This is a genomic window from Burkholderia sp. IDO3 (assembly GCF_003366075.1).
GTDB classification, from domain to species: domain Bacteria; phylum Pseudomonadota; class Gammaproteobacteria; order Burkholderiales; family Burkholderiaceae; genus Burkholderia; species Burkholderia anthina.
The window spans coordinates 94,742-116,444 of record NZ_CP028963.1 but is presented as its reverse complement, the minus strand read 5'-3'; the positions used below and the strand labels follow the sequence as shown (position 1 = coordinate 116,444).

Here is a 21,703-nt window from a genome sequence, read left to right as displayed (position 1 = left end):
AACGGCGCCCGCGGCGTTACACCCGACCCTTACTGGATCTTCTTGGCCTTTTCGAAGGCTTCGTCGATCGTGCCGACCATGTAGAACGCCTGTTCCGGCAGGTGGTCGCACTCGCCGTCGACGATCATCTTGAAGCCACGGATCGTTTCCTTCAGCGGTACGTACTTGCCCGGCGAGCCCGTGAACACTTCAGCAACGTGGAACGGCTGCGACAGGAAACGCTGGATCTTACGCGCACGTGCGACCGACAGCTTGTCTTCCGGCGACAGTTCGTCCATGCCCAGAATCGCGATGATGTCGCGCAGTTCCTTGTAGCGCTGCAGCGTCTGCTGAACACCACGCGTGATCGAGTAGTGCTCTTCACCGATCACGTTCGGGTCGATCTGGCGCGACGTCGAGTCGAGCGGGTCGACTGCCGGGTAGATACCCAGCGAAGCGATGTCACGCGACAGAACGACGGTTGCGTCCAAGTGGCCGAAGGTCGTAGCCGGCGACGGGTCGGTCAAGTCATCCGCAGGGACGTACACGGCCTGAACCGACGTAATCGAGCCCTTCTTGGTCGACGTGATGCGTTCCTGCAGCTTGCCCATTTCTTCAGCCAGCGTCGGCTGATAGCCCACTGCCGACGGCATACGGCCGAGCAGTGCCGACACTTCGGTACCGGCCAGCGTGAAACGGTAGATGTTGTCGACGAAGAACAGCACGTCGAGGCCTTCGTCACGGAAGTGCTCGGCCATCGTCAGGCCGGTCAGCGCGACGCGCAGACGGTTGCCCGGCGGCTCGTTCATCTGGCCGTACACCAGCGCGACCTTGTCGAGAACGTTCGAGTCCTTCATTTCGTGGTAGAAGTCGTTCCCTTCACGGGTACGCTCGCCCACGCCCGCGAACACGGAGTAACCGCCGTGTTCCTTCGCGATGTTGTTGATGAGCTCCATCATGTTGACGGTCTTGCCCACGCCGGCACCGCCGAACAGACCCACCTTGCCGCCCTTTGCGAACGGGCAGATCAGGTCGATAACCTTGATACCCGTTTCGAGCAGTTCGGTCGACGGCGACAGTTCGTCGAACGCCGGAGCCTTCTGGTGGATCGAGCGCGTCACGTCGCTCTCGATCGGGCCGGCTTCGTCGATCGGACGGCCGAGCACGTCCATGATACGGCCGAGGGTCGGCTTGCCGACCGGCACCGAAATCGGCTTTGCCGTGTTCTTCACGGTCAGACCGCGGCGCAGGCCGTCGGATGCACCCAGACAGATGGTACGGACCACGCCGTCGCCCAGCTGCTGCTGGACTTCGAGCGTCAGTTCCGAGCCATCGAGAATGAGCGCGTCGTAGATCTTCGGCATGCTTTCGCGCGGGAATTCCACGTCGATAACGGCGCCGATGCACTGTACGATCTTGCCTTCTACCAAAGCAGCAGTACTCATCGCTTTTCCTTTAAATACCTGATTCTTTACTCGCGCAAGGGCGCAGTTGTCGTCCGGGGCGCGCGCTTAAACAGCGGCTGCGCCGCCGACGATCTCCGACAGTTCTTTCGTAATCGCGGCCTGACGGCTCTTGTTGTACACGAGCTGCAGTTCGCTGATCACCGTCTTCGCGTTGTCGGACGCAGCCTTCATCGCGACCATCCGCGCCGATTGCTCGGACGCCATGTTTTCCGCGACGGCCTGGTACACCAGCGCCTCGACGTAACGCACGAGCAGTTCGTCGACGACAGCCTGTGCGTCCGGCTCGTAGATGTAATCCCACGACGTCGACGGCGTGCCGTCATCCGCTTCGAAGTGTTCCGACGACAGCGGCAGCAGTTGCTCGATCACGGCTTCCTGCTTCATCGTGTTGACGAAGCGCGTGTACGCGATATAAACCGCCGACAGCTTGCCTTCCGAGTACATGTCGAGCTGCGTCTTGACCGCGCCGATCAGCTTGTCCAGGTGCGGGGTATCGCCGAGGTGCACGACCTGCGACATCACCTTCGCGCCGAAGCGATTCAGGAACCCGAGGCCCTTGCTACCGATTGCGGTAGCTTCGACCTTCTGGCCCTTCTCTTCCAGCTCCTTGAACTTCTGAATCGTCGCACGCAGCACGTTGGTGTTCAGACCACCGCACAGACCCTTGTCGGTCGTGACGAGGATGATGCCGGCCGTGTTCACGCCGTCGTTCGCCACCATGAACGGGTGGCGGTATTCCGGGTTCGCGCGGCTCATGTGCGCGGCGATGGCACGGACCTTGTCCGCGTACGGACGAGCTGCACGCATGCGTTCCTGCGCGCGGCGCATCTTCGATGCGGCCACCATCTCCATCGCTTTCGTGATCTTGCGCGTGTTTTGCACGCTCTTGATCTTGCCGCGAATTTCCTTCATTCCAGCCATAGCTTGCTCCTTGACCGAAGCGGCGCGGGCGCATCAGCACCCGCGCGGCCTCAGTGTGTCACTCGCGGATCAATAGGCACCCGACTTCTTGAAGGACTCGATTGCCGCGCGCAGTGCGCCTTCGTCGTCCTTCGAGAGATCCTTGGTGTCTTCGATGCGCTTGATGAGGTCAGCGTGGCTGGTCTTCAGGTTGTCGCGCAGGCCCTTCTCGAACGCGAGCACTTGCTTCACGTCGAGGTCGTCGAGGTAGCCGTTGTTCGCGGCGTACAGCGACACGGCCAGTTCCCAGACCTGCAGCGGCTGGTACTGCGGCTGCTTCAGCAGTTCCGTCACGCGGCGGCCGCGCTCGAGCTGCTTGCGGGTCGCTTCGTCGAGGTCCGATGCGAACTGCGCGAATGCTGCGAGTTCACGGTACTGTGCCAAGTCGGTACGGATACCGCCCGACAGCTTCTTCACGACCTTCGTCTGAGCGGCGCCGCCGACTCGCGACACCGACACGCCGGCGTTGATTGCCGGGCGGATGCCTGCGTTGAACAGGTCGGTTTCCAGGAAGATCTGGCCGTCGGTAATCGAGATCACGTTCGTCGGAACGAACGCGGTCACGTCGCCAGCCTGCGTTTCGATGACCGGCAGTGCCGTCAACGAGCCGCTCTTGCCCTTCACTTCGCCGTTCGTGAACTTCTCGACGTACTCTTCCGACACGCGAGCAGCACGCTCGAGCAGACGCGAGTGGAGATAGAACACGTCGCCCGGGTAAGCTTCACGGCCCGGCGGGCGGCGCAGCAACAGCGAGATCTGACGATACGCCCAAGCTTGCTTGGTCAAGTCGTCGTAAATGATCAGCGCGTCTTGGCCGCGGTCGCGGAAGTATTCGCCCATCGTGCAGCCGGCGTACGGCGCCAGGTACTGCATTGCGGCGGAATCCGATGCAGAAGCGGCGACGACGATCGTGTATTCCATCGCGCCCGTTTCTTCGAGCTTGCGAACCACGTTCATGATCGACGAAGCCTTCTGGCCGATCGCGACGTAGATACAGATCAGGTCCTTGCCCTTCTGGTTGATGATCGCGTCGAGCGCCACCGCGGTCTTGCCGCACTGACGGTCGCCGATGATCAGCTCACGCTGGCCACGGCCGATCGGCACCATCGCGTCGATCGACTTGATGCCAGTTTGCACCGGCTGCGACACCGACTTACGCCAGATCACGCCCGGGGCGATCTTTTCGATCGCGTCGGTCAGCTTCGCGTTGACCGGGCCCTTGCCGTCGATCGGGTTGCCGAGCGCATCGACCACGCGGCCGACGAGTTCCGGGCCCACCGGCACTTCGAGAATGCGGCCCGTCGTCTTGACGATGTCGCCTTCCGAGATGTGTTCGTATTCGCCGAGAATCACCGCGCCGACCGAGTCGCGCTCGAGGTTCAGCGCGAGGCCGAACGTGTTGCCCGGGAACTCGAGCATTTCGCCCTGCATCACGTCCGACAGGCCGTGGATACGCACGATACCGTCGGTCACGGAGATCACGGTGCCCTGGTTGCGAACGTCTGCGCTCGCTTCAAGGCCCTGGATCCGGCTCTTGATCAGCTCGCTGATCTCAGAGGGATTGAGTTGCATTATTCGCTCCTGATAGTCAATTCTGTTGCGTGCCGGCTGCCTGGGCGCTCAAGCGCACAAGGCTGTCTGCATGCTGGCGAGCCGCGCGCGGACCGATGTATCGAGCACTTCGTCGCCGACCGTCACGCGCACGCCGCCGATCAGCGACGCATCGGTCTGGACCGTCGGCTTCAGCTTGCGCTTGAACTTGCGTTCGAGGCTGGCGAGGAGTTCGGTGAGCTGTGCGCCTTCGAGCGGAAACGCGCTGACGATCTGCACGTCGGCCGCGCCTTCGCGCGCATTCTTCAGTTCTTCGAACTGTACGGAGATTTCCGGCAGCAGCGCGATACGGTGATTTTCGACCAGCATCTGCACGAAGTTCTTCGCTTCCGCGCTGGTCGCGAGCGGCGACTTCACCGCGGCGAGCAACAGCTCGTTGACCTGCGCACGGCCCACTTTCGGGCTCGACGCGACGGACAGCACTTCGGGCAGTTGCGCAACCTGAGCCAGCTCTTGCACGAGCGTGGACCAGGCGGCGATATCACCACCCTCGGCCACGCGGAACAGCGCTTCTGCGTAAGGGCGGGCGATGGTTGCAAGTTCGGCCATGATCAGAGCTCGGCTTTCAGTTGATTCAGCAGTTCGGCGTGGGCCGTTTGATCGACTTCGCGCTTCAGGATCTGCTCGGCGCCCTTGACCGCCAGCGTGGCGACTTCGCCGCGCAGCGTTTCACGCGCCTTCACGATTTGCTGATCCGCGTCCGCCTTCGCCTGAGCGATGATGCGGGCGGCTTCGGCATGGGCTTGAGCCTTGATTTCTTCGGCCACGGCCTGCGCGCGCTTTTCAGCGTCGGCAATGCGTTGTTGACCGTCGTTACGGGCTTGCGCGAGCTCCTGATCGACGCGCTTGTGCGCCGCTGCGAGTTCCGCCTGACCCTTTTCCGCGGCTGACAGGCCGTCGGCAATTTTCTTCGAGCGCTCGTCGAGGGCGTTGACCAACGGCGGCCACACGAATTTCATCGTGAACCACGCGAGGATCAGGAACACGACCATTTGCGCAAACAGGGTTGCGTTGAGATTCACGGTGTTTCCTTATCTGCTATTCCGGAAATTGAAACGAGGAGGAGCGCGTCGAAAATGAATTCGATTGGCGCTCGTCATCCGTTCCACCCTGCGCCGGCTTGTCGCTGGCGCAAATCTTCCGAGGAACCTTAGCCTGCGAGCTTCGACAGGAGCGGGTTCGCGAATGCAAACAGCATTGCCACACCAACGCCGATCAGGAACGCCGCGTCGATCAGACCAGCCAGCAGGAACATCTTCGTTTGCAGCGGGTTGATCAGCTCAGGCTGACGTGCGCATGCTTCGATGTACTTGCCACCCATCAGACCGATACCGATACAGGCGCCGATCGCACCCAGGCCGATGATGATACCGATACCGATAGCGGTCAGACCCTGGATGTTGGCGATGAAAGCTTGCATGATCACTCCTTTGTGAAAAGACTTGGAACTGGAATTAAAAGAAAACTAAAAACAAACCTGCTTGATTGTCCGGCTGCTTAGTGCGATTCGTGAGCCTGGCCGAGGTACACCAGCGTGAGCATCATGAAAATGAACGCTTGCAGCAAAACAATCAGGATGTGGAAGATCGCCCAGACGCTACCGGCGAGGATGTGGCCGATGAAGCCAAGCACCGACGCATCCGCACCGAAGCCCCACATGCTGCCGAGCAACGCGATCAGCAGGAACAGCAGTTCGCCTGCGTACATGTTGCCGAACAGTCGCATGCCGAGCGAAACGGTCTTGGCGACGTATTCAACGATGTTCAGGCCGAGGTTCGGGATCCACAGCAGCGGGTGCGCGCCGAACGGAGCCGACACGAGTTCATGCAGGAAGCCGCCCGGGCCCTTGATCTTGATGCTGTAGTAGATCATCAGCACGAAGACGCCGAGCGCGATGCCGATCGTGCCGTTCAGGTCGGCCGTCGGAACGATGCGGTGATGCGGGATGACTTCCGACAGGCCCAGCCAGCCGATCACGCGGCCCGGCAGGTCGACGGGGAGGAAGTCGAGGGAGTTCATCAGCGCGACCCAGACGAACACGGTCAGCGCGAGCGGAGCAATGAAGGTACGATTGCCATGCACGACAGCCTTCGACTGGTCTTCGACCATCTCGACGATCATTTCGATCATGCACTGGAAACGGCCCGGGACGCCCGGCGTCGCCTTGCGGGCAGCCATGTACAGGATCAGGATCGTGACGACACCGCAGACGATCGACCAGAACAACGTGTCGAGATTCCAGACGTGGATATCGAAAATCGACGTCTGATGCGCGGTGGAGAAGTTCTGCAAGTGGTGCGCAATGTACTCGGACGGATCCAGAGCACGCGAGCCTTCGCTGGTTGCCATATCGTTAGTGCCACCCAAATTGTCGAAAATCGGTCTTTCGCTTCACCGCAACACTCTATTGCGGGAACGCGCCTGCGCATGTTCCGGTCGAACTGCGCAAGGTCTCACAGCCTATCGCCAGGCCAACGCAATCCAGTACGTTTTCAGCACGAGCAAGTACGTAATGAGCAAGGGCACCCAGTGCACGCCGGGGTACCACACGGCAATCGCTACGAACAACGCGATCGTCGCTCCCATCTTGAGTACTTCGCCGACCACCCAGCCCATCACGGTGTCGGCACCGCCTCGCCTCAAACGCGCCGCGAACAATGCGCTCGGCACCCAGCCAATCGCTCCGCCCAAAAATGCGGATTGCGCAGCGGCGCCCGGCGGCTTCGAGGAAAACAGCCACCACGCCAGCGTTGCAACCAAGGACAGGACCACTTGCGCGATCACGACCCGGTAGGGCGTAATCCGCGAGGGTCGGCTTACGTCCGGCCCGAACAGCGTTTCCGCTTCGGCCCGCGTAAGCGGAACGATTGTTGTGTCGTCTTGCTGCTCGGCATCCCAGTCGTCGGCGGCTGCATGCCGCTGCCCGACAGCCGGTTCGGTGTTGCGGCGTGCGCTGCGCTCGTCGTGCCCATTGACCGGCTGCTCCTGACTCGCCATCGCTACCTTCCGCAAATTCCCAATCCGCCCCAAACTTTCCGAAAGCTTTCGGGGGTGCCTAGCTAACAAATCCGGGCGATTGTAAGCGATAGTTGCAGGTGATTCAAGGCTTTAGACGCGACAAAAATCTGCGTAAAACGCGTCCTCATCATGTGAAAAACGCGCGAACGAGCGACGTACGATGACAGTTGTAAGGTGGGATTTTCGCGTCGGTACTTCTTGCTGGAAAAGTGTGGCCGCAACGAATGGCGCAGAACCGGCGTTCGGCGAGCGCCTCGGCCATCCGGCAGGCGCACAGGCAAAAAATTCCCTGCGGAACGACCGCAGAAAACACTGCAACACAAGGATCGGGAACAAGCGGAACGCTGTGATGACAGGCCGCACTCATCGCACGAGACGAGCCGGCCGCGAACCCGCCCACCCCTGCAATCAGTTGCAACATCACCACAGGCGATCGACTGTGGATCGCCGGACTTATCCACAACCCGGCAACCACCGGGAATGCTGTGCACCCTCCTCGCCCGCCGGATCGAGCGCCTGTGCCACGCGCTACCGCGGGTTCAGCCGTGCACGAGCAGCCACGCACCGAGCGCGGCGCTCGCGAGTGCAAATGGAATCGACACCAGGTGAAACGGCAGCCACATGCGCGGCTCCTTCGCGAGACGCACGGCGATCAGGTTCGCGAGCGAGCCGATCGCGAACCCGAAGCCGCCGACCGATACGCCGAACGCGAGCGCACGCCAGTCGTGCGTGAATTCCGACAACAGGATCGCGGCCGGCACGTTGCTGATGCCCTGCGACAGCACCGCGCCCGCAGCAAACACGCGCAACGGCGAATCGAGCTGTGCACGCGCGATCGCATCGTGAACGACGGGCAGCGCGGCCGCGCTGCGCAGCACGACGAACATCAGCACGAAAATCAGCAGCAGCAACCAGTCGATCTTCAGGACTGCATCACGTTTCGCGACGAGCAGCGCGATCACGACGGCGACGAGGCCCGGCACCGGGTGGTGCGCATCGGCGAGCAACACGAACGCACCGAACAGCACCACCGCGAGCAGCGCGTGCATACGCTGCACGGGGACCGGATCGACGTCTCCGGACAGGTCGAGCGGCTTCGCGCGAAACGCGCACGCCGTCAGCACGAGCAGCAGCACCATCAATGCAAGCGCGAGCGGCCCGAGCGTGACGACGAAACGGCCGAACGACACACCGCTCAATTGCCACAGGAAAAGGTTCTGGGGATTGCCGAGCGGCGTCGCGACGGATCCCGCATTGACGGCCAGCGCGACCACGATCACGAGCCGCCGGAACGGCAGCGGCGTCAGCGCGCGCAGCGACACCATCAGCGGGACGACGACGAACAGCGCGACGTCGTTGGTGAGCCACATCGCAAGCGCGGCCGCGAATATGACGAGCAGCATCGCGAGCCCGCGCTCGGAGTGCACGTGATGCACGATGCGATGCGCAAGCCACATCAGGCACCCGGACAACTCGAGCGCCTTGGTCAGCATCAGCAGGCCAGCCAGCGTCACCACGGTTTGCCAGTCGACGAGGCCGGTCAGTGCGGCAATTGGTTGCGGACGCAACCATTGAAGAATAATCAACGCAAGCGCCAGCACCGTCAGTACCGGCTCCTGCAACAGCCATCCGAGCCACCGGCGCGGCGCGGCCGCGCCCGTGCTTTCCATCGATCGAGCCTCGTTACTCTTCGGTCGCGACGTTGCCGCGCAGACGCGCGAGAATGCCCTCGAGCGCATCGAGGTTGCCGAAGTCGATCAGCACCTGCCCTCGCCCGCGGCGGCCGAGCTTGATCTTCACCGTCGATGCGAGCAGGTCGGACAACTCCTCCTCGAGACGGCGCGTGTCGCGGCCGCCATCATCCTTCGTGCGTGCCTTCACGGCCGGCGCTTCCTTCGTCGTGTGCGCAACGAGCTTCTCGGTCTCGCGCACCGACATGCGCTTGTTGACGACCTGATGCGCAAGCGTGATCTGCGTCGCCGCGTCGACCGCGAGCAGCGCGCGCGCATGCCCCATGTCGAGATCGCCGGCCAGCAGCATCGTCTGCACCGGCGACGCGAGGTTCAGCAGACGCAGCAGGTTCGACACCGCGCTGCGCGAACGGCCGACCGATTCGGCCGCCTGCTCGTGTGTGAAACCGAACTCGTCGAGCAGGCGCTGAATGCCGTGCGCCTCTTCCAGCGGGTTCAGATCCTCGCGCTGAATGTTCTCGATCAGCGCCATCGCGGCGGCGGCCTGATCGGACACGTCCTTCACGAGTACCGGCACTTCATCGAGACCGGCCAGGCGTGCCGCGCGGAAACGCCGCTCGCCCGCGATGATCTCGTATTTGTCTGATGAAATGGGCCGTACCAGGATCGGTTGCATCACGCCTTGCGCGCGAATGCTGGCCGCCAGCTCCTGCAGGCTGCCCTCGTCCATCCGCGTGCGCGGCTGGTACTTGCCGGCCTGCAGCTTGCCGAGCGCGAGCGTGTTCGGCGCCCCTTCGATCTTCACCGCTTCGGTGATGTCCGCGCTGCCGCCCAGCAGCGCTTCGAGGCCACGTCCCAAGCCCTTCTTCTTTGGTACCGCGTTCATGTCTTTCTTCCTCGCTTCGCTCATGTCCGGATCACGACACCTCGAACGCGCGCACGCGATCGATCATCTCGGCACCGAACTGGAGATACGCCTGCGCACCGCGCGAGTTGCGGTCGAACACGACGCCCGGCAACCCGTAACTCGGCGCTTCCGCCAGGCGCACGTTACGCGGAATCACCGCGTCAAACACCTTGTCGCCGAAGTGCGCTTTCAGTTGATCGGAGACCTGCTGCTGCAGCGTGATGCGCGGATCGAACATCACGCGCAGCAAGCCGATGATCTTCAGGTCGCGGTTCATGTTCGCGTGAACCTGCTTGATCGTGTTGACGAGGTCGGACAGACCTTCCAGTGCGAAGTACTCGCACTGCATCGGGATCACGACGCCATGCGCCGCGCACAGCCCGTTCAGCGTCAGCAACGACAGCGTCGGCGGGCAATCGATCAGCACGAAGTCGTAATCATCGGCCACGCGCTCGAGCGCGGCCTTCAGCCGGCGCTCGCGGTTGTCGATGTTGATCAGTTCGATCTCGGCACCGGACAGCTCGCGATTGGCCGGCAGCACGTCGTACGTGACGCCTTCCGGACGCACGCGCGCATCGGCCACCGATACGCCGTCGACCAGCACTTCGTACACGGTCGACTCGCAGGAGGCTTTGTCGATCCCGCTGCCCATCGTCGCGTTACCCTGCGGGTCGAGATCGATCAGCAGGACTCGTTGCTCCTGCGCTGCAAGGCTTGCGGCGAGATTGACCGATGTCGTCGTCTTGCCGACGCCCCCCTTCTGGTTCGCAACGCAGAAGATCTTTGCCATCGTTGGTGTGTTCCTCTTACTTCAAACAAATGGCGCGCTGCCGCGCGCCTTCAATTCGCTTCGGCGACCGTGACTTCGATCAGATGCCGTTCGGCATCGAGCATCGGCACCGCCAGCCGCATCGTCCGCTTCACACGACTCCCCTCCGGCAGCCGGGCGATCTCGTCGTCCGGGTGCACGCCCTTCATTGCCCAGATCGAGCCGCCGGGCGCGACGAGATGTCGAGCAAGTTTAACGAAGTCGGACAGATCCGCGAAAGCGCGGGATACGATCATGTCGAATTTTTCCGGCACTTCGACGCCCGGCTGCAGCGATTCGACCCGGCCAGTGACGACCGACAGGTTCGAAAGCTTCAACTCCGCACGCATCTGGGTCTGGAATGCAGACTTCTTCTGCACGATATCGTTCAGCGTCACGTGCCATTCCGGCTGCACGATTGCCAGCACGATACCGGGCAACCCGCCGCCCGAACCGACGTCGAGCACACGCGCCGACGCCCGGCCGCGCAGATGCGGGACGATCGAGAGCGAATCCAGGATGTGCTGGATCAGCATCTGCTTCGGGTCGCGGATCGCGGTCAGGTTGTAGACCGCGTTCCACTTGCCGAGCAGCGCCACGTAGTCGAGCAACTGGTTGCGTTGCGCATCCGTCAATGCGATGTCGAGCGCAGCCGTGCCGTCGACGAGCATCCCTTCAAGTACGTCCCGATTAACCGCCGGCGCGCGACGCGCCGTCATTGTTGCGTCGGGACGGTGCCGTCCCCCTGCTCGGTCGCCTCTGCAGCGGTACCGTTACGACGGCCAAGACCACGGCGCTTCAGGTGCACCATCAGCAGCGAGATCGCAGCCGGCGTGACGCCCGAGATACGCGATGCCTGGCCGATCGTTTCCGGCCGGAACTCGTTGAGCTTCTGGCTCACCTCGAACGACAGGCCTCGCACCTCGCGATAGTCGATTCCGTCTGGCAGGCGCGTGTTCTCGTTCGCATCGTTGCGTTCGATCTCGCTCGCCTGACGCTCGATATAGCCCTGGTATTTGATGCCGATCTCGACCTGCTCCTTGATCTGCTCGAGCAGCACCGGATCGTCCGTGAGCGGCTCCGCGGGGCCGCACTCGCCGCCCTTCAGCCCGCACACACCGTCGTAGCTGATGCCCGGACGGCGCAGCAGTTCGGCAAGGCTGTATTCGTGGTCGATCGCCTTGCCGAGCAACGCTGCCGCCTCTTCCGGCGGCAGCGTCTTTGGCGTGACCCACGTGGACTTCAGTCGTTCGGTTTCACGTGAAACAGCGTCACGCTTCCGGCTGAACGCATCCCAACGCACGTCGTCAACGAGGCCCAGTTCGCGGCCCAGTTCGGTCAGGCGCATGTCGGCGTTGTCTTCACGCAGGCTCAGGCGGTATTCGGCGCGGCTCGTGAACATCCGGTACGGCTCGGCCACGCCGCGCGTGACGAGATCGTCGACCAGCACGCCCAGGTAAGCCTGGTCGCGACGCGGGCACCATGCGTCCTTCTCCTGCACGTAACGACCGGCGTTCAGGCCGGCCAGCAGGCCTTGCGCCGCAGCCTCTTCATAGCCGGTCGTGCCGTTGATCTGGCCCGCAAAGAACAACCCGTTGATCGCCTTCGTCTCGAGCGACGCCTTCAGCGCACGCGGATCGAAGTAGTCGTACTCGATCGCATAGCCAGGGCGCAGGATGTGCGCGTTCTCGAGGCCGCGCATCGAGTGCACAAGCTCAAGCTGCACGTCGAACGGCAGGCTCGTCGAAATCCCATTCGGATAGAACTCGTTGGTCGTCAGCCCTTCCGGCTCCAGGAAGATCTGGTGCGATTCCTTCGACGCGAACCGGTGGATCTTGTCCTCGATAGACGGGCAATAACGCGGGCCGACGCCTTCGATCACGCCTGTATACATCGGCGAACGGTCGAGGCCGCCGCGAATGATGTCGTGCGTGCGCTCGTTCGTGTGCGTGACCCAGCACGGCAACTGCTGCGGATGCTGCTCTGCCCGGCCGAGGAACGAGAATACGGGGATCGGATCGAGGTCGCCTGGCTGCTCGTCGAGCTTCGAAAAGTCGATCGAGCGGCCATCGATACGCGGCGGCGTACCGGTCTTCAGGCGGCCCTGCGGCAGCTTCAGCTCCTTCAGCCGCGCCGACAGCGACACGGCTGCCGGATCGCCCGCGCGCCCGCCCGTGTAGTTGTTCAGGCCGACGTGGATCTTGCCGTCGAGGAACGTGCCGGCCGTCAGCACCACCGCGCGTGCGCGGAAGCGGATGCCGATCTGCGTAACGGCGCCGACCACGCGGTCGCCTTCGACCATCAAGTCGTCGACGGCCTGCTGGAACAGCCACAGGTTCGGCTGGTTCTCGAGCCGGTGGCGAATCGCGGCCTTGTACAGGATACGGTCGGCCTGTGCGCGCGTCGCACGCACAGCCGGCCCCTTCGACGAATTGAGGATCCGGAACTGAATACCGCTCTCGTCCGTCGCGGCCGCCATCGCGCCGCCAAGCGCGTCGACTTCCTTGACCAGATGGCCCTTGCCAATGCCGCCGATCGACGGATTGCAGCTCATCTGCCCGAGCGTTTCGATGTTATGGGTCAGCAGCAGCGTCTTCGCGCCCATACGCGCGGATGCCAACGCAGCCTCCGTGCCGGCGTGACCGCCACCGACGACGATGACGTCAAATTCTGTGGGAAAAAGCATGGTGGATTCCGTACGCAGAGCTGCGCACGAACCTATCTGAGAAATGTATGGGCCGAATTATAGCGGGTTCGCTTTTCTCCCGAAGACCGTCCGAATGGTAGGGTCGGTTCGTTTCGCTGTTTTTTTGTCTTTTTGCCTGCCAAGTGGCCGAACTGTGAGGCTGAGCCCTGCTCCGGCCGCGCATCCGCCATCTCACTGCACATCGTCACGCTGTGCGAAATCAGCAACCGGGTAAGGCGGAATGGAGCGAACGCCACCCTCCGCACTCTCCTCACAGTATTTCCGATTCGTCGCCCGATACTTATCCACTGTGCCGCGCAACACGCGGCGGCGTAGCCCTCCCGGGCACCTGACTCTTGCGATTCTGTGCGACACACACTGCACCACGAACCATCCCTTTCCCGTTTATCACAGCGCTTCCGACTATTCCTTCGGCACTTATCCCCTGCCCCGAGCAGCCCCAACGCAACCCAATCGCCCCTTGCCCAAAAACAAAAACGGCGTGTTTCACGTGAAACACGCCGCCCGTTTCCCGCCAACCGCCCTGATCATCAAGCCGTTTTCTTCGCCAACCCTAGGTATGTCTCGATCACACGCGGATTCTGCGCCAACTCGGCCGCCGGCCCTTCGAGCGCAAACTCGCCCGTCTCCAGCACATAGCCATAGTCGGAGATCTGCAGCGCGGCCCGTGCATTCTGTTCGATCAGCAGCGTCGCGACGCCCGTGCCGCGCAACGCGCTGATGATATGAAAGATCTCCTTCACGATCAGCGGTGCCAACCCGAGGCTCGGCTCGTCGAGCATCAGCAGATCCGGCTTGCCCATCAGCGCACGGCCAACTGCGAGCATCTGCCGTTCGCCGCCCGACAGCGTGCCGGCGGCCTGCTTGCGCCGCTCCTTGAGCCGCGGAAACAACGCAAATACAGGATCAAGCTGATCCAGAAAGCCGGATTCGCCCGCCAGCTTGCGGCGGTACGCACCCAGCACGAGGTTGTCTTCGACCGTCATCGTGCTGAACAGCTCGCGCTTCTCCGGCACGAGGCACATCCCGCGTGCAACGCGCTGCTCGACCGGCAACGCGCCGACGTCGTTGCCGCGATACACGACCGCGCCCGACGCATGCCCGGTCACCGGCAGCGCACCCATGATCGCGTTCAGCAGCGTCGATTTGCCGGCGCCGTTCGGGCCGATCACGCTGACGATCTGCCCTGCTTCGACCTTGATCGCTGCACCGTGCAGCGCCTCGACCTTGCCATACCGGACCGCCAGCCCGCGTACTTCGAGAATCGGCATCGTCGTGTCCGTCATCATTCCACCCCGCCCAGATACGCTTCGAGCACCGCCGGATCCTGCTGCACGTCCTGCGGCAGCCCTTCCGCGATGCGCGTGCCGAATTCCATCACCACCAGCCGGTCGGTGAGATTCATCACGAAATCCATGTCATGTTCCACGAGCAACACGCTCATCCCCTCGGCCTTCAGGCGCCGCAGCAGGTCGGCGAGCTGTTGCTTCTCCTGGTAACGCAGCCCGGCGGCCGGCTCGTCGAGCAGCAGCAGCGTCGGGTCGCAGCACAGCGCGCGTGCGATTTCGAGGATGCGCTGCTGGCCGAGCGCGAGGCTGCCTGCTTCGTCGTACATGTGCTTTTCCAGCCCGACCCGGCGGATCTGCCGCGCGGCTTCGGCGAGCAGTTGCGCTTCCTCATGCGTATTGAGCCGCGCGATGCTGCGCCACACGCCCGTCCGGCCGCGCAGGTGCGCGCCGATCGCGACGTTCTCGAGCACCGTCATCGTCGGCAGCAGCTTCACGTGCTGGAACGTCCGACCGATGCCGCGCCGCACGATCTGGCGGGACGTGAGCCCATCGATCCGTTCTCCGCGGAACGTGATCGTGCCGCCGGTCGGCTGCAGTACACCGGTCACGAGGTTGAACGTGGTCGACTTGCCGGCACCGTTCGGCCCGATCAACCCGATGATCTGCCCCGCTTTTACGTCGAAGCTGACGTCGTTGACCGCCACCAGCCCGCCGAACTGCTTGCGCGCGTTGTCGACCACGAGCAGCGGCTCGCCCGCCACAGGCTTGCCGCGCTGCGGCAACGGATCGGCATGTTCGGGCACGTGCGCACGCGGCCCGCGCGGAAACAGCCTCGCGACGAACGGCCATACGCCCTGGCGCGCGTACTGGAGCAGCAGCACCATCAGCACGCCGAACACGATGATCTCGAAGTTGCCTTCCGAGCCGAGCAGCTTCGGCAGCAGCGTCTGCAGGTAGTCCTGCAGCACGGTGAGGATCGCCGCGCCGAGCACCGCGCCCCACACATGCGACACGCCGCCGACCACGGCCATGAACAGGAACTCGATCCCGTGGTTCAGGCCGAACGGGGTCGGGTTCACGGCGCGCTGCAGGTGCGCGTACAGGAAGCCCGACACCGCCGCGAGCACGGCCGCGTAGACGAAGATCACGACGCGCATCCATGCCGTGTTCACGCCCATCGCCTCGGCCATCACGCCGCCGCCGCGCAGCGCGCGGATCGCGCGGCCGGGCCGGCTGTTGAGCAGGTTCTGCACCGACACGATCGCGGCCAGCACGACGGCCCAGATCAGGAAGTACAGGCTGCGGCCGCTGTCGAGCTCGATGCCGAACAGGTTCAGCGCCGGAATCCCGTTGATCCCGTCGTACTTGCCGAGCAGTTCGAGGTTGCCGAACAGATAGAACAGCGCGAGGCCCCACGCGATCGTGCCGAGCGGCAGGAAGTGTCCGGACAGCCGCATCGTGACCGCGCCGAGCACGAGCGCGACGAGCGCCGTCAATACGACGCCGACGATCAGCGCGAGCCACGGCGACACGCCGTATTGCGTCGTCAGGAACGCGGTCGCATAGGCACCGATGCCGACGAACGCGGCCTGCCCGAAGCTCGTCATCCCGCCGACGCCCGTCAGCAGCACGAGCCCGATCGCGACGATCGCGTACAGGCCGATGTAGTTCAGCAGCGTGATCCAGTATTCGGGCACCTGCACCGCGCCGGGCAGCACCGGCAGCGCGAACAGCACCACGAGAAACACCCAGAAGGTCTTGTTGCGTACGATCGTCTTCATCGCGTCACTCCTCTTCCTCTTCCGCATGCGGCGTCGCGAAGCTGCGCCACAGGAGCACCGGGATGATCAGCGTGAACACGATCACTTCCTTGTACGAACTCGCCCAGAACGACGAATACGATTCGAGCACGCCGACGAGCAGCGAGCCGGCGGCCGCGAGTGGATAGCTGACGAGGCCGCCGATGATCGCGCCGACGAAGCCCTTCAGGCCGATCAGGAAACCGGAGTCGTAATAGATCGTCGTCAGCGGGCCGACGAGGATGCCGGACAGCACGCCGAGCCCCGCCGCCAGCGTGAACGCGAGCCGCCCCGCCGCGGTCGTGCCGATGCCGACCAGCTGCGCGCCGAGCCGGTTCACCGACGTCGCGCGCAGCGCCTTGCCGGCGATCGTGCGGCCGAAGTACACATAGAGCGCGCCGATCAGCACCAGCGCGGTCACGACCACGAGAATGCTCTGCACCGACACCGTCATGCTGCCGATCGACAGCGACGCATCGGCGAATCCGTTGGTGCGCGAACCTTCCGCACCGAACATCACGAGCCCGAGGCCGACCATCGCGAAATGGACGGCGACCGATACGATCAGCAGCAGCAAGGTCGTGCCTTCCGCGATCGGCTGATAGACGAGCCGATAGATGAAGGGCCCCATCGGCACGACGATCGCGAGCGTGAGCGCGATCTGCGCGAGCATCGGCAACGGCTGCGCGGCGACGCCGCGCGTGATCGCGAACACCGCCAGCGGCAGCAGGACGTAGCGGCTGGCGAGCGTCGCGAGCGTGCGGCCGAGTTGATGGCGGCGCTCGCGATGGCGGACCAGCCCGCCGACTTCCAGCAGGAAGCACGCGATGCCCATCACGAACAACAGCCAGCAGGTGGCGGGAAATTTTTGCGCCTGCAACGCAGCGAGCGTCAGCGCACCGTAGGCGACGAATTCGCCCTGGGGAATGAAGATCACCCGCGTGACGGAAAACACCAGCACGAGCGCCAGCGACAACAATGCATAAATGGCGCCGGTCGTGATGCCGTCTTGCGCGAGGATCGCCGCAATCGAGAGATCCATACGTTTCGTGTATCGAGAATGCTGCGGAGAAACGGCGACGGGAGCGGCCCGGGCGCGTGGACGGCAGGACCGGAGTACAGGCGCCGAGCGGGGGCTTCCCGGAAGTTCCATGCGGCGCGAATGCGGGCCGCGAGGCCCTGCGCCGCCGACGGCGTGCGCGGCGCCGTTCGCGCCGTGCACGCCGGTTTCACGTGATGCTTACTCGGCCTGCAGTTTCCACTTGCCGTCGACGATCTGCACCATCACGCGCGCACGCGTGTCGAAGCCGTTGTGATCGGTCGGCGTCATGTTGATCACGCCATGCGACACGGGCAGATCCTTCACGCTCTCGAGCGACGCGCGCAGCGCCTCGCGGAACGCTTCGGTGCCCGGCTGGCCCTTCTTCAGCGCGTCGGGAATCGCGCGCTGCAGCAGCAGCCCCGCATCCCACGCATGCCCGCCGAACGTCGACAGCGAACCCGCGCCATACGCCTTCTCGTACGCGGCCTTGTACGCGAGCGCCGGCTTCTTCACCGGGTTCGAATCGGGCAGCTGGTCGGTTACGAGCACCGGGCCGGCCGGCAGGATCTCGCCTTCGCAATCCTTGCCGCATACACGCAGGAAGTCGTTGTTCGCCACGCCGTGCGTCTGGTAGATCTTGCCCTTGTAGCCGCGCTCCTTCAGCGTCTTGGCCGGCAGCGCGGCCGGCGTGCCGGAACCGGCGATCAGCACCGCGTCCGGATTCGAGCTCATCAGCTTCAGCACCTGCCCCATCACCGATGCGTCGGTGCGGTTGTAGCGCTCGTTCGACACGACCTTCAGGCCGTTCTTCGCGGCCGCCGCGTTGAACGTGTTGTACCAGCTGTCGCCGTACGCGTCGGCGAAGCCGATGAAGCCGATCGTCTTCACGCCGTGCTTGGCCATGTAGCCGGCGATCGCGTCGGCCATCAGCTGGTCGTTCTGCGGCACCTTGAACATCCACGCGCGCTTCGCGTCCATCGGCGCGATGATCTGCGCGCTCGCCGCGAGCGAGATCGTCGGCGTCTTGCCCTGCGACACCGGATCGAGCATCGCAAGCGAGTTCGGCGTGACGGACGAACCGATGATCGCGTCGACGTGATCCTCGTCGATCAGCTTGCGCACGTTCTGCACCGCGCGGCTCGTGTCGGACGCATCGTCGAGCACGATGTACTGCACGCTCTTGCCGGCGATTTCCTTCGGCAGCAGCGCGATCGTGTTCTTTTCCGGAATCCCGAGCGACGCGGCCGGGCCGGTGGCCGACAGCGTGACGCCGATCTTCACCTGTGCCGACGCCGTTGCCGACGCACACACGAGGCCCACGGCAAGCACGGCCTCCATCCATCGATTCATCTTCATTTATGTTGTCTCCAAACGCTGCTCGAAAAATCCGCGGGTCGCTCGGGCGGCTCCCGGTCATCAAACAAGTTAATATTTTAAGTATCTCGCTGTGCCGCTGCCTACGCTCGTTTTCCCGTGAAACGCCGCCGCGACGAACCTCTGCCGGCATCGGCACCGCGCACGCACGTGCCGCTTCGCGGCCGCAACAGTCGTGCAACCGCCACGATGCGTGGCCGCAATGTCGTCAGGATGAAGAAAGCCGGAAAAGATGACGTTGCGGACGCAACGATCAGGGAAAGATGCGCAGACCTGGCACGGCTCGACCACGCTCGCCGACGGCACAAGACAGGAAAAGCGGCCGCTCATGCGCGGGCGATCGCGCATTCGGATGCGGATACAACGAGCGGCGCGACGGTCGTGCGGGCAAATCGCGCCAGAACGCGCATACCCGCCGCAGGACGGTTCGCGACAGCCGGGATATACCCAGGCACCCCCGAACACGAACAAGCGGCTCCAGCCGCCCCTGCTGCCCCGACCATTCGTCCTGCGCTTCTCATCCAACCGTGCTCCCTCTTCTGCATTCTGCTTGTAGGAGAACTGCCGACCGATTTTCCCGACCGCTCGGTCGGCGAAAGCCGAGTGTAACGGACGCTTTTTGCGCACGCCAACCGGGTAAGCCCGAACGGCATGCGCGTGGCCGCGCGCCATCCGCGACGTGCTTGCGGGAAAGGGGAAGAACGGGGGGACGGGCGAGAACCCGGAGAGATGCGGGATACCGACGCGGTCGCGAACCTGCGACGCCGGCCGCTGCACCATTGAAGGTAATTCGCGCACACAAATGAAAAAGCGCTGTTGGATTCCGTCCAACAGCGCTTTGGGGTCCGGGCACTTTGTGCCTCGATTGTCTCCTCGTTCTCCACCTGCAAATTCGTTTCGCGGTGCATCAGAACTGAAACGAAGATTAAAGGAGCTTTCATCCCGCGACAACTTAGCATTTACCCCTATGGTGCATCGCCGCACGAAATTGGGGCACCAGCCTTGCCGCGCGACGCCGGCCCGAGCCGGCCGCGATGCCCTTTCCGGGCGCGCCGGATGGTGCTTCGCATCAACGCGCCGCAACGCCCGGCCCCCCCGCTTTCAGGACGGCCTGAGCGGCTTGATCCGCGCGACCATCTCGCCGACGATCCCACGCCGGAACGCCAGCACGCATGCGATGAAGATGAGCCCCGTGACGATCGTCGCCGACTCGCCCAGCGAGTGGAACCAGCCGATGCCGGTGGTCGACGCGAGCCATTCGCCGATGTCGCCGAGGCGATCCTCCAGCGCGACGATCAGCGCCGCGCCGAGCAGCGGCCCGAACAGCGTGCCCATCCCGCCGACGAGCGTCATCAGCACGACGAGCCCCGACATCGTCCAGTATGCGTCGGACAGCGTCTCGAAGCCGAGCACGAGCACCTTCAGCGAACCGGCCAGCCCCGCGAGCCCGGCCGACAGGATGAACGCGAGCAGCTTGAAGCGGTCGGTATCGTAGCCGAGCGAGATCGCGCGCGCCTCGTTCTCCTTGATCGCGACGAGCACCTGGCCGAACGGCGAGTGCACGATCCGCACGATGAACGCGCACGCGGCGACGATCACCGCGAGCACGATGTAGTACAGCGTCATGTCGCTGGACAGGTCGAGCAAGCCGAACAGACGCCCGCGCGGCACGCCCTGCAGGCCGTCCTCGCCGCCGGTGAACGGCGCCTGCAGGTAGATGAAGTAGACCATCTGCGCGAACGCGAGCGTGATCATCGCGAAATAGATGCCCTGCCGGCGGATCGCGAACAGGCCGACGACGAGCCCGAGCAGCGTCGCGGCGAACGTGCCGACGAGCACGCCGAGCTCCGGCGTGAAGCCGAGCGTCTGGATCGCATAGCCGGTCGCGTAGCCGGCGGTCGCGAGGAACATCGCATGGCCGAACGACAGCAGCCCCGTATAGCCGATCAGCAGGTTGAACGCGGCCGCGAACAGCGCGAACGTGAGCACCTTCATCACGAAGACCGGATACGCGCCGATGAACGGCGCGGCGAGCAGTGCGGCGAGCAGCACGCCGTAGAGCACTTTTCTCTGCATCATTTTTCCTTGCCGAACAGGCCCGCCGGGCGGATCAGCAGCACGATCGCCATGATCACGAACACGACGGTGGCCGACGCTTCCGGATAGAACACCCGCGTGAAGCCCTCGATCACGCCGAGCAGCAAGCCGGTGATGATCGAGCCGAGAATCGAGCCCATCCCGCCGATCACGACCACCGCGAACACGGTGATGATCATCGGCTGGCCCATCAGCGGCGACACCTGGATCACCGGCGCGGCCAGCACGCCCGCGAACGCCGCGAGCGCGACGCCGAACCCGTAGGTGAGCGTGATCATCATCGGCACGTTCACGCCGAACGCCTCGACGAGCTTCGGGTTCTCGGTGCCCGCGCGCAGATAGGCGCCCAGCCGCGTCTTCTCGATCACGAACCACGTTGCGAGGCACACCGCGAGCGACGCGACGACCACCCAGGCGCGGTAGTTCGGGAGGAACATGAAGCCCAGATTGGTCGCGCCGGACAGCTGCGACGGCACGTCGTACGGCTGCCCGGACGAGCCGTAGATCGACCGGAACACGCCTTCGACGACGAGCGTGAGGCCGAACGTGAGCAACAGTCCGTACAGATGATCGAGCTTGTACAGCCAGCGCAGCATCGTCCGCTCGATCACGATCCCGAACGCGCCGACGATCAGCGGCGCGAGCACGAGCATCGCCCAGTACGGCAACCCGAAGTACGACAACCCCATCCACGCGAGCATCGCGCCCAGCATGAACAGCGCGCCGTGCGCGAAGTTGATCACGTTGAGCAGCCCGAAGATCACCGCGAGCCCGAGACTCAGGATCGCGTAGAACGAGCCGTTGACGAGCCCGAGCAGCAACTGGCTGAGCATCGCCGGCAACGGAATGCCAAAGATTTCCATCGACTTAGCCGTCAGAATGAGTTTCGTTGCGTGCGCAACGTTCAAGCCGTCGCGCACGCGGGCGGCGCAGCGGGCGCATCGCTGCGGCCGCC

The 21,703-nt window shown here is 63.8% G+C and carries 20 protein-coding genes; all 20 read right to left on the bottom strand.

Annotated elements, in window-relative coordinates; all coding sequences use genetic code 11:
* Positions 1 to 29 precede the first annotated feature (29 nt).
* Positions 30 to 1,424, bottom strand: a complete 1,395-nt coding sequence (gene atpD, locus DCN14_RS14960; RefSeq protein WP_096506709.1) for a F0F1 ATP synthase subunit beta — start codon at positions 1,422 to 1,424, stop codon at positions 30 to 32.
* Positions 1,425 to 1,490: 66 nt separating this feature from the next.
* Positions 1,491 to 2,366, bottom strand: a complete 876-nt coding sequence (atpG, locus tag DCN14_RS14955) for a F0F1 ATP synthase subunit gamma (RefSeq protein ID WP_096506710.1) — start codon at positions 2,364 to 2,366, stop codon at positions 1,491 to 1,493.
* A 69-nt stretch (positions 2,367 to 2,435) separates the two neighbouring features.
* Positions 2,436 to 3,977 (bottom strand): F0F1 ATP synthase subunit alpha, encoded by a 1,542-nt coding sequence (atpA, locus tag DCN14_RS14950; protein ID WP_096506711.1) that lies wholly within the window; start codon positions 3,975 to 3,977, stop codon positions 2,436 to 2,438.
* Positions 3,978 to 4,025: 48 nt separating this feature from the next.
* Entirely contained in the window at positions 4,026 to 4,565 is a 540-nt protein-coding gene (locus DCN14_RS14945; protein WP_096506712.1) for a F0F1 ATP synthase subunit delta, read from the bottom strand.
* A 2-nt stretch (positions 4,566 to 4,567) separates the two neighbouring features.
* Entirely contained in the window at positions 4,568 to 5,038 is a 471-nt protein-coding gene (locus DCN14_RS14940) for a F0F1 ATP synthase subunit B (protein ID WP_096506713.1), read from the bottom strand.
* A 128-nt stretch (positions 5,039 to 5,166) separates the two neighbouring features.
* A complete protein-coding gene (gene atpE, locus DCN14_RS14935) occupies positions 5,167 to 5,436 on the bottom strand; it encodes a F0F1 ATP synthase subunit C (RefSeq protein ID WP_025990054.1) in 270 nt (89 codons plus the stop codon).
* Between the two features lie 77 nt (positions 5,437 to 5,513).
* The gene (gene atpB / locus DCN14_RS14930; RefSeq protein ID WP_096506714.1) at positions 5,514 to 6,365 is read right to left on the bottom strand and encodes a F0F1 ATP synthase subunit A; all 852 of its coding nucleotides are present in this window, start codon (positions 6,363 to 6,365) and stop codon (positions 5,514 to 5,516) included.
* Positions 6,366 to 6,476: 111 nt separating this feature from the next.
* Positions 6,477 to 7,013 (bottom strand): ATP synthase subunit I, encoded by a 537-nt coding sequence (locus DCN14_RS14925; protein WP_096506715.1) that lies wholly within the window; start codon positions 7,011 to 7,013, stop codon positions 6,477 to 6,479.
* A 148-nt stretch (positions 7,014 to 7,161) separates the two neighbouring features.
* Positions 7,162 to 7,455 carry a hypothetical protein gene (locus tag DCN14_RS37985; RefSeq protein WP_162826216.1) on the bottom strand — a complete coding sequence of 98 codons (294 nt, stop codon included), beginning with the start codon at positions 7,453 to 7,455 and terminating at the stop codon, positions 7,162 to 7,164.
* Positions 7,456 to 7,573: 118 nt separating this feature from the next.
* Positions 7,574 to 8,704 (bottom strand): SLC13 family permease, encoded by a 1,131-nt coding sequence (locus DCN14_RS14920; protein ID WP_096506716.1) that lies wholly within the window; start codon positions 8,702 to 8,704, stop codon positions 7,574 to 7,576.
* A 13-nt stretch (positions 8,705 to 8,717) separates the two neighbouring features.
* Positions 8,718 to 9,611: a ParB/RepB/Spo0J family partition protein gene (locus DCN14_RS14915; protein WP_096506789.1), complete on the bottom strand. Its 894-nt coding sequence runs from the start codon at positions 9,609 to 9,611 to the stop codon at positions 8,718 to 8,720.
* Positions 9,612 to 9,642: 31 nt separating this feature from the next.
* Positions 9,643 to 10,422: a ParA family protein gene (locus tag DCN14_RS14910; RefSeq protein WP_096506717.1), complete on the bottom strand. Its 780-nt coding sequence runs from the start codon at positions 10,420 to 10,422 to the stop codon at positions 9,643 to 9,645.
* 50 nt (positions 10,423 to 10,472) lie between these two features.
* Complete coding sequence (gene rsmG, locus DCN14_RS14905) at positions 10,473 to 11,159, bottom strand: 16S rRNA (guanine(527)-N(7))-methyltransferase RsmG (protein WP_096506718.1); 687 nt, start codon at positions 11,157 to 11,159, stop codon at positions 10,473 to 10,475.
* Entirely contained in the window at positions 11,156 to 13,126 is a 1,971-nt protein-coding gene (gene mnmG, locus DCN14_RS14900) for a tRNA uridine-5-carboxymethylaminomethyl(34) synthesis enzyme MnmG (RefSeq protein WP_096506719.1), read from the bottom strand. Before mnmG ends, rsmG begins: the two co-directional genes overlap by 4 nt.
* Positions 13,127 to 13,677: 551 nt before the next feature.
* The gene (locus DCN14_RS14895; protein ID WP_096506790.1) at positions 13,678 to 14,433 is read right to left on the bottom strand and encodes an ABC transporter ATP-binding protein; all 756 of its coding nucleotides are present in this window, start codon (positions 14,431 to 14,433) and stop codon (positions 13,678 to 13,680) included.
* Complete coding sequence (locus DCN14_RS14890; RefSeq protein ID WP_096506720.1) at positions 14,433 to 16,217, bottom strand: branched-chain amino acid ABC transporter ATP-binding protein/permease; 1,785 nt, start codon at positions 16,215 to 16,217, stop codon at positions 14,433 to 14,435. Before DCN14_RS14890 ends, DCN14_RS14895 begins: the two co-directional genes overlap by 1 nt.
* 4 nt (positions 16,218 to 16,221) lie before the next feature.
* Positions 16,222 to 17,277 (bottom strand): branched-chain amino acid ABC transporter permease, encoded by a 1,056-nt coding sequence (locus DCN14_RS14885; protein WP_096506721.1) that lies wholly within the window; start codon positions 17,275 to 17,277, stop codon positions 16,222 to 16,224.
* 198 nt (positions 17,278 to 17,475) lie between these two features.
* Positions 17,476 to 18,633 carry an ABC transporter substrate-binding protein gene (locus tag DCN14_RS14880; RefSeq protein WP_096506722.1) on the bottom strand — a complete coding sequence of 386 codons (1,158 nt, stop codon included), beginning with the start codon at positions 18,631 to 18,633 and terminating at the stop codon, positions 17,476 to 17,478.
* A 1,119-nt stretch (positions 18,634 to 19,752) separates the two neighbouring features.
* The gene (locus tag DCN14_RS14870; RefSeq protein ID WP_162826215.1) at positions 19,753 to 20,727 is read right to left on the bottom strand and encodes a branched-chain amino acid ABC transporter permease; all 975 of its coding nucleotides are present in this window, start codon (positions 20,725 to 20,727) and stop codon (positions 19,753 to 19,755) included.
* Positions 20,727 to 21,611, bottom strand: a complete 885-nt coding sequence (locus DCN14_RS14865; protein WP_096506725.1) for a branched-chain amino acid ABC transporter permease — start codon at positions 21,609 to 21,611, stop codon at positions 20,727 to 20,729. Before DCN14_RS14865 ends, DCN14_RS14870 begins: the two co-directional genes overlap by 1 nt.
* Positions 21,612 to 21,703: the final 92 nt, after the last annotated feature.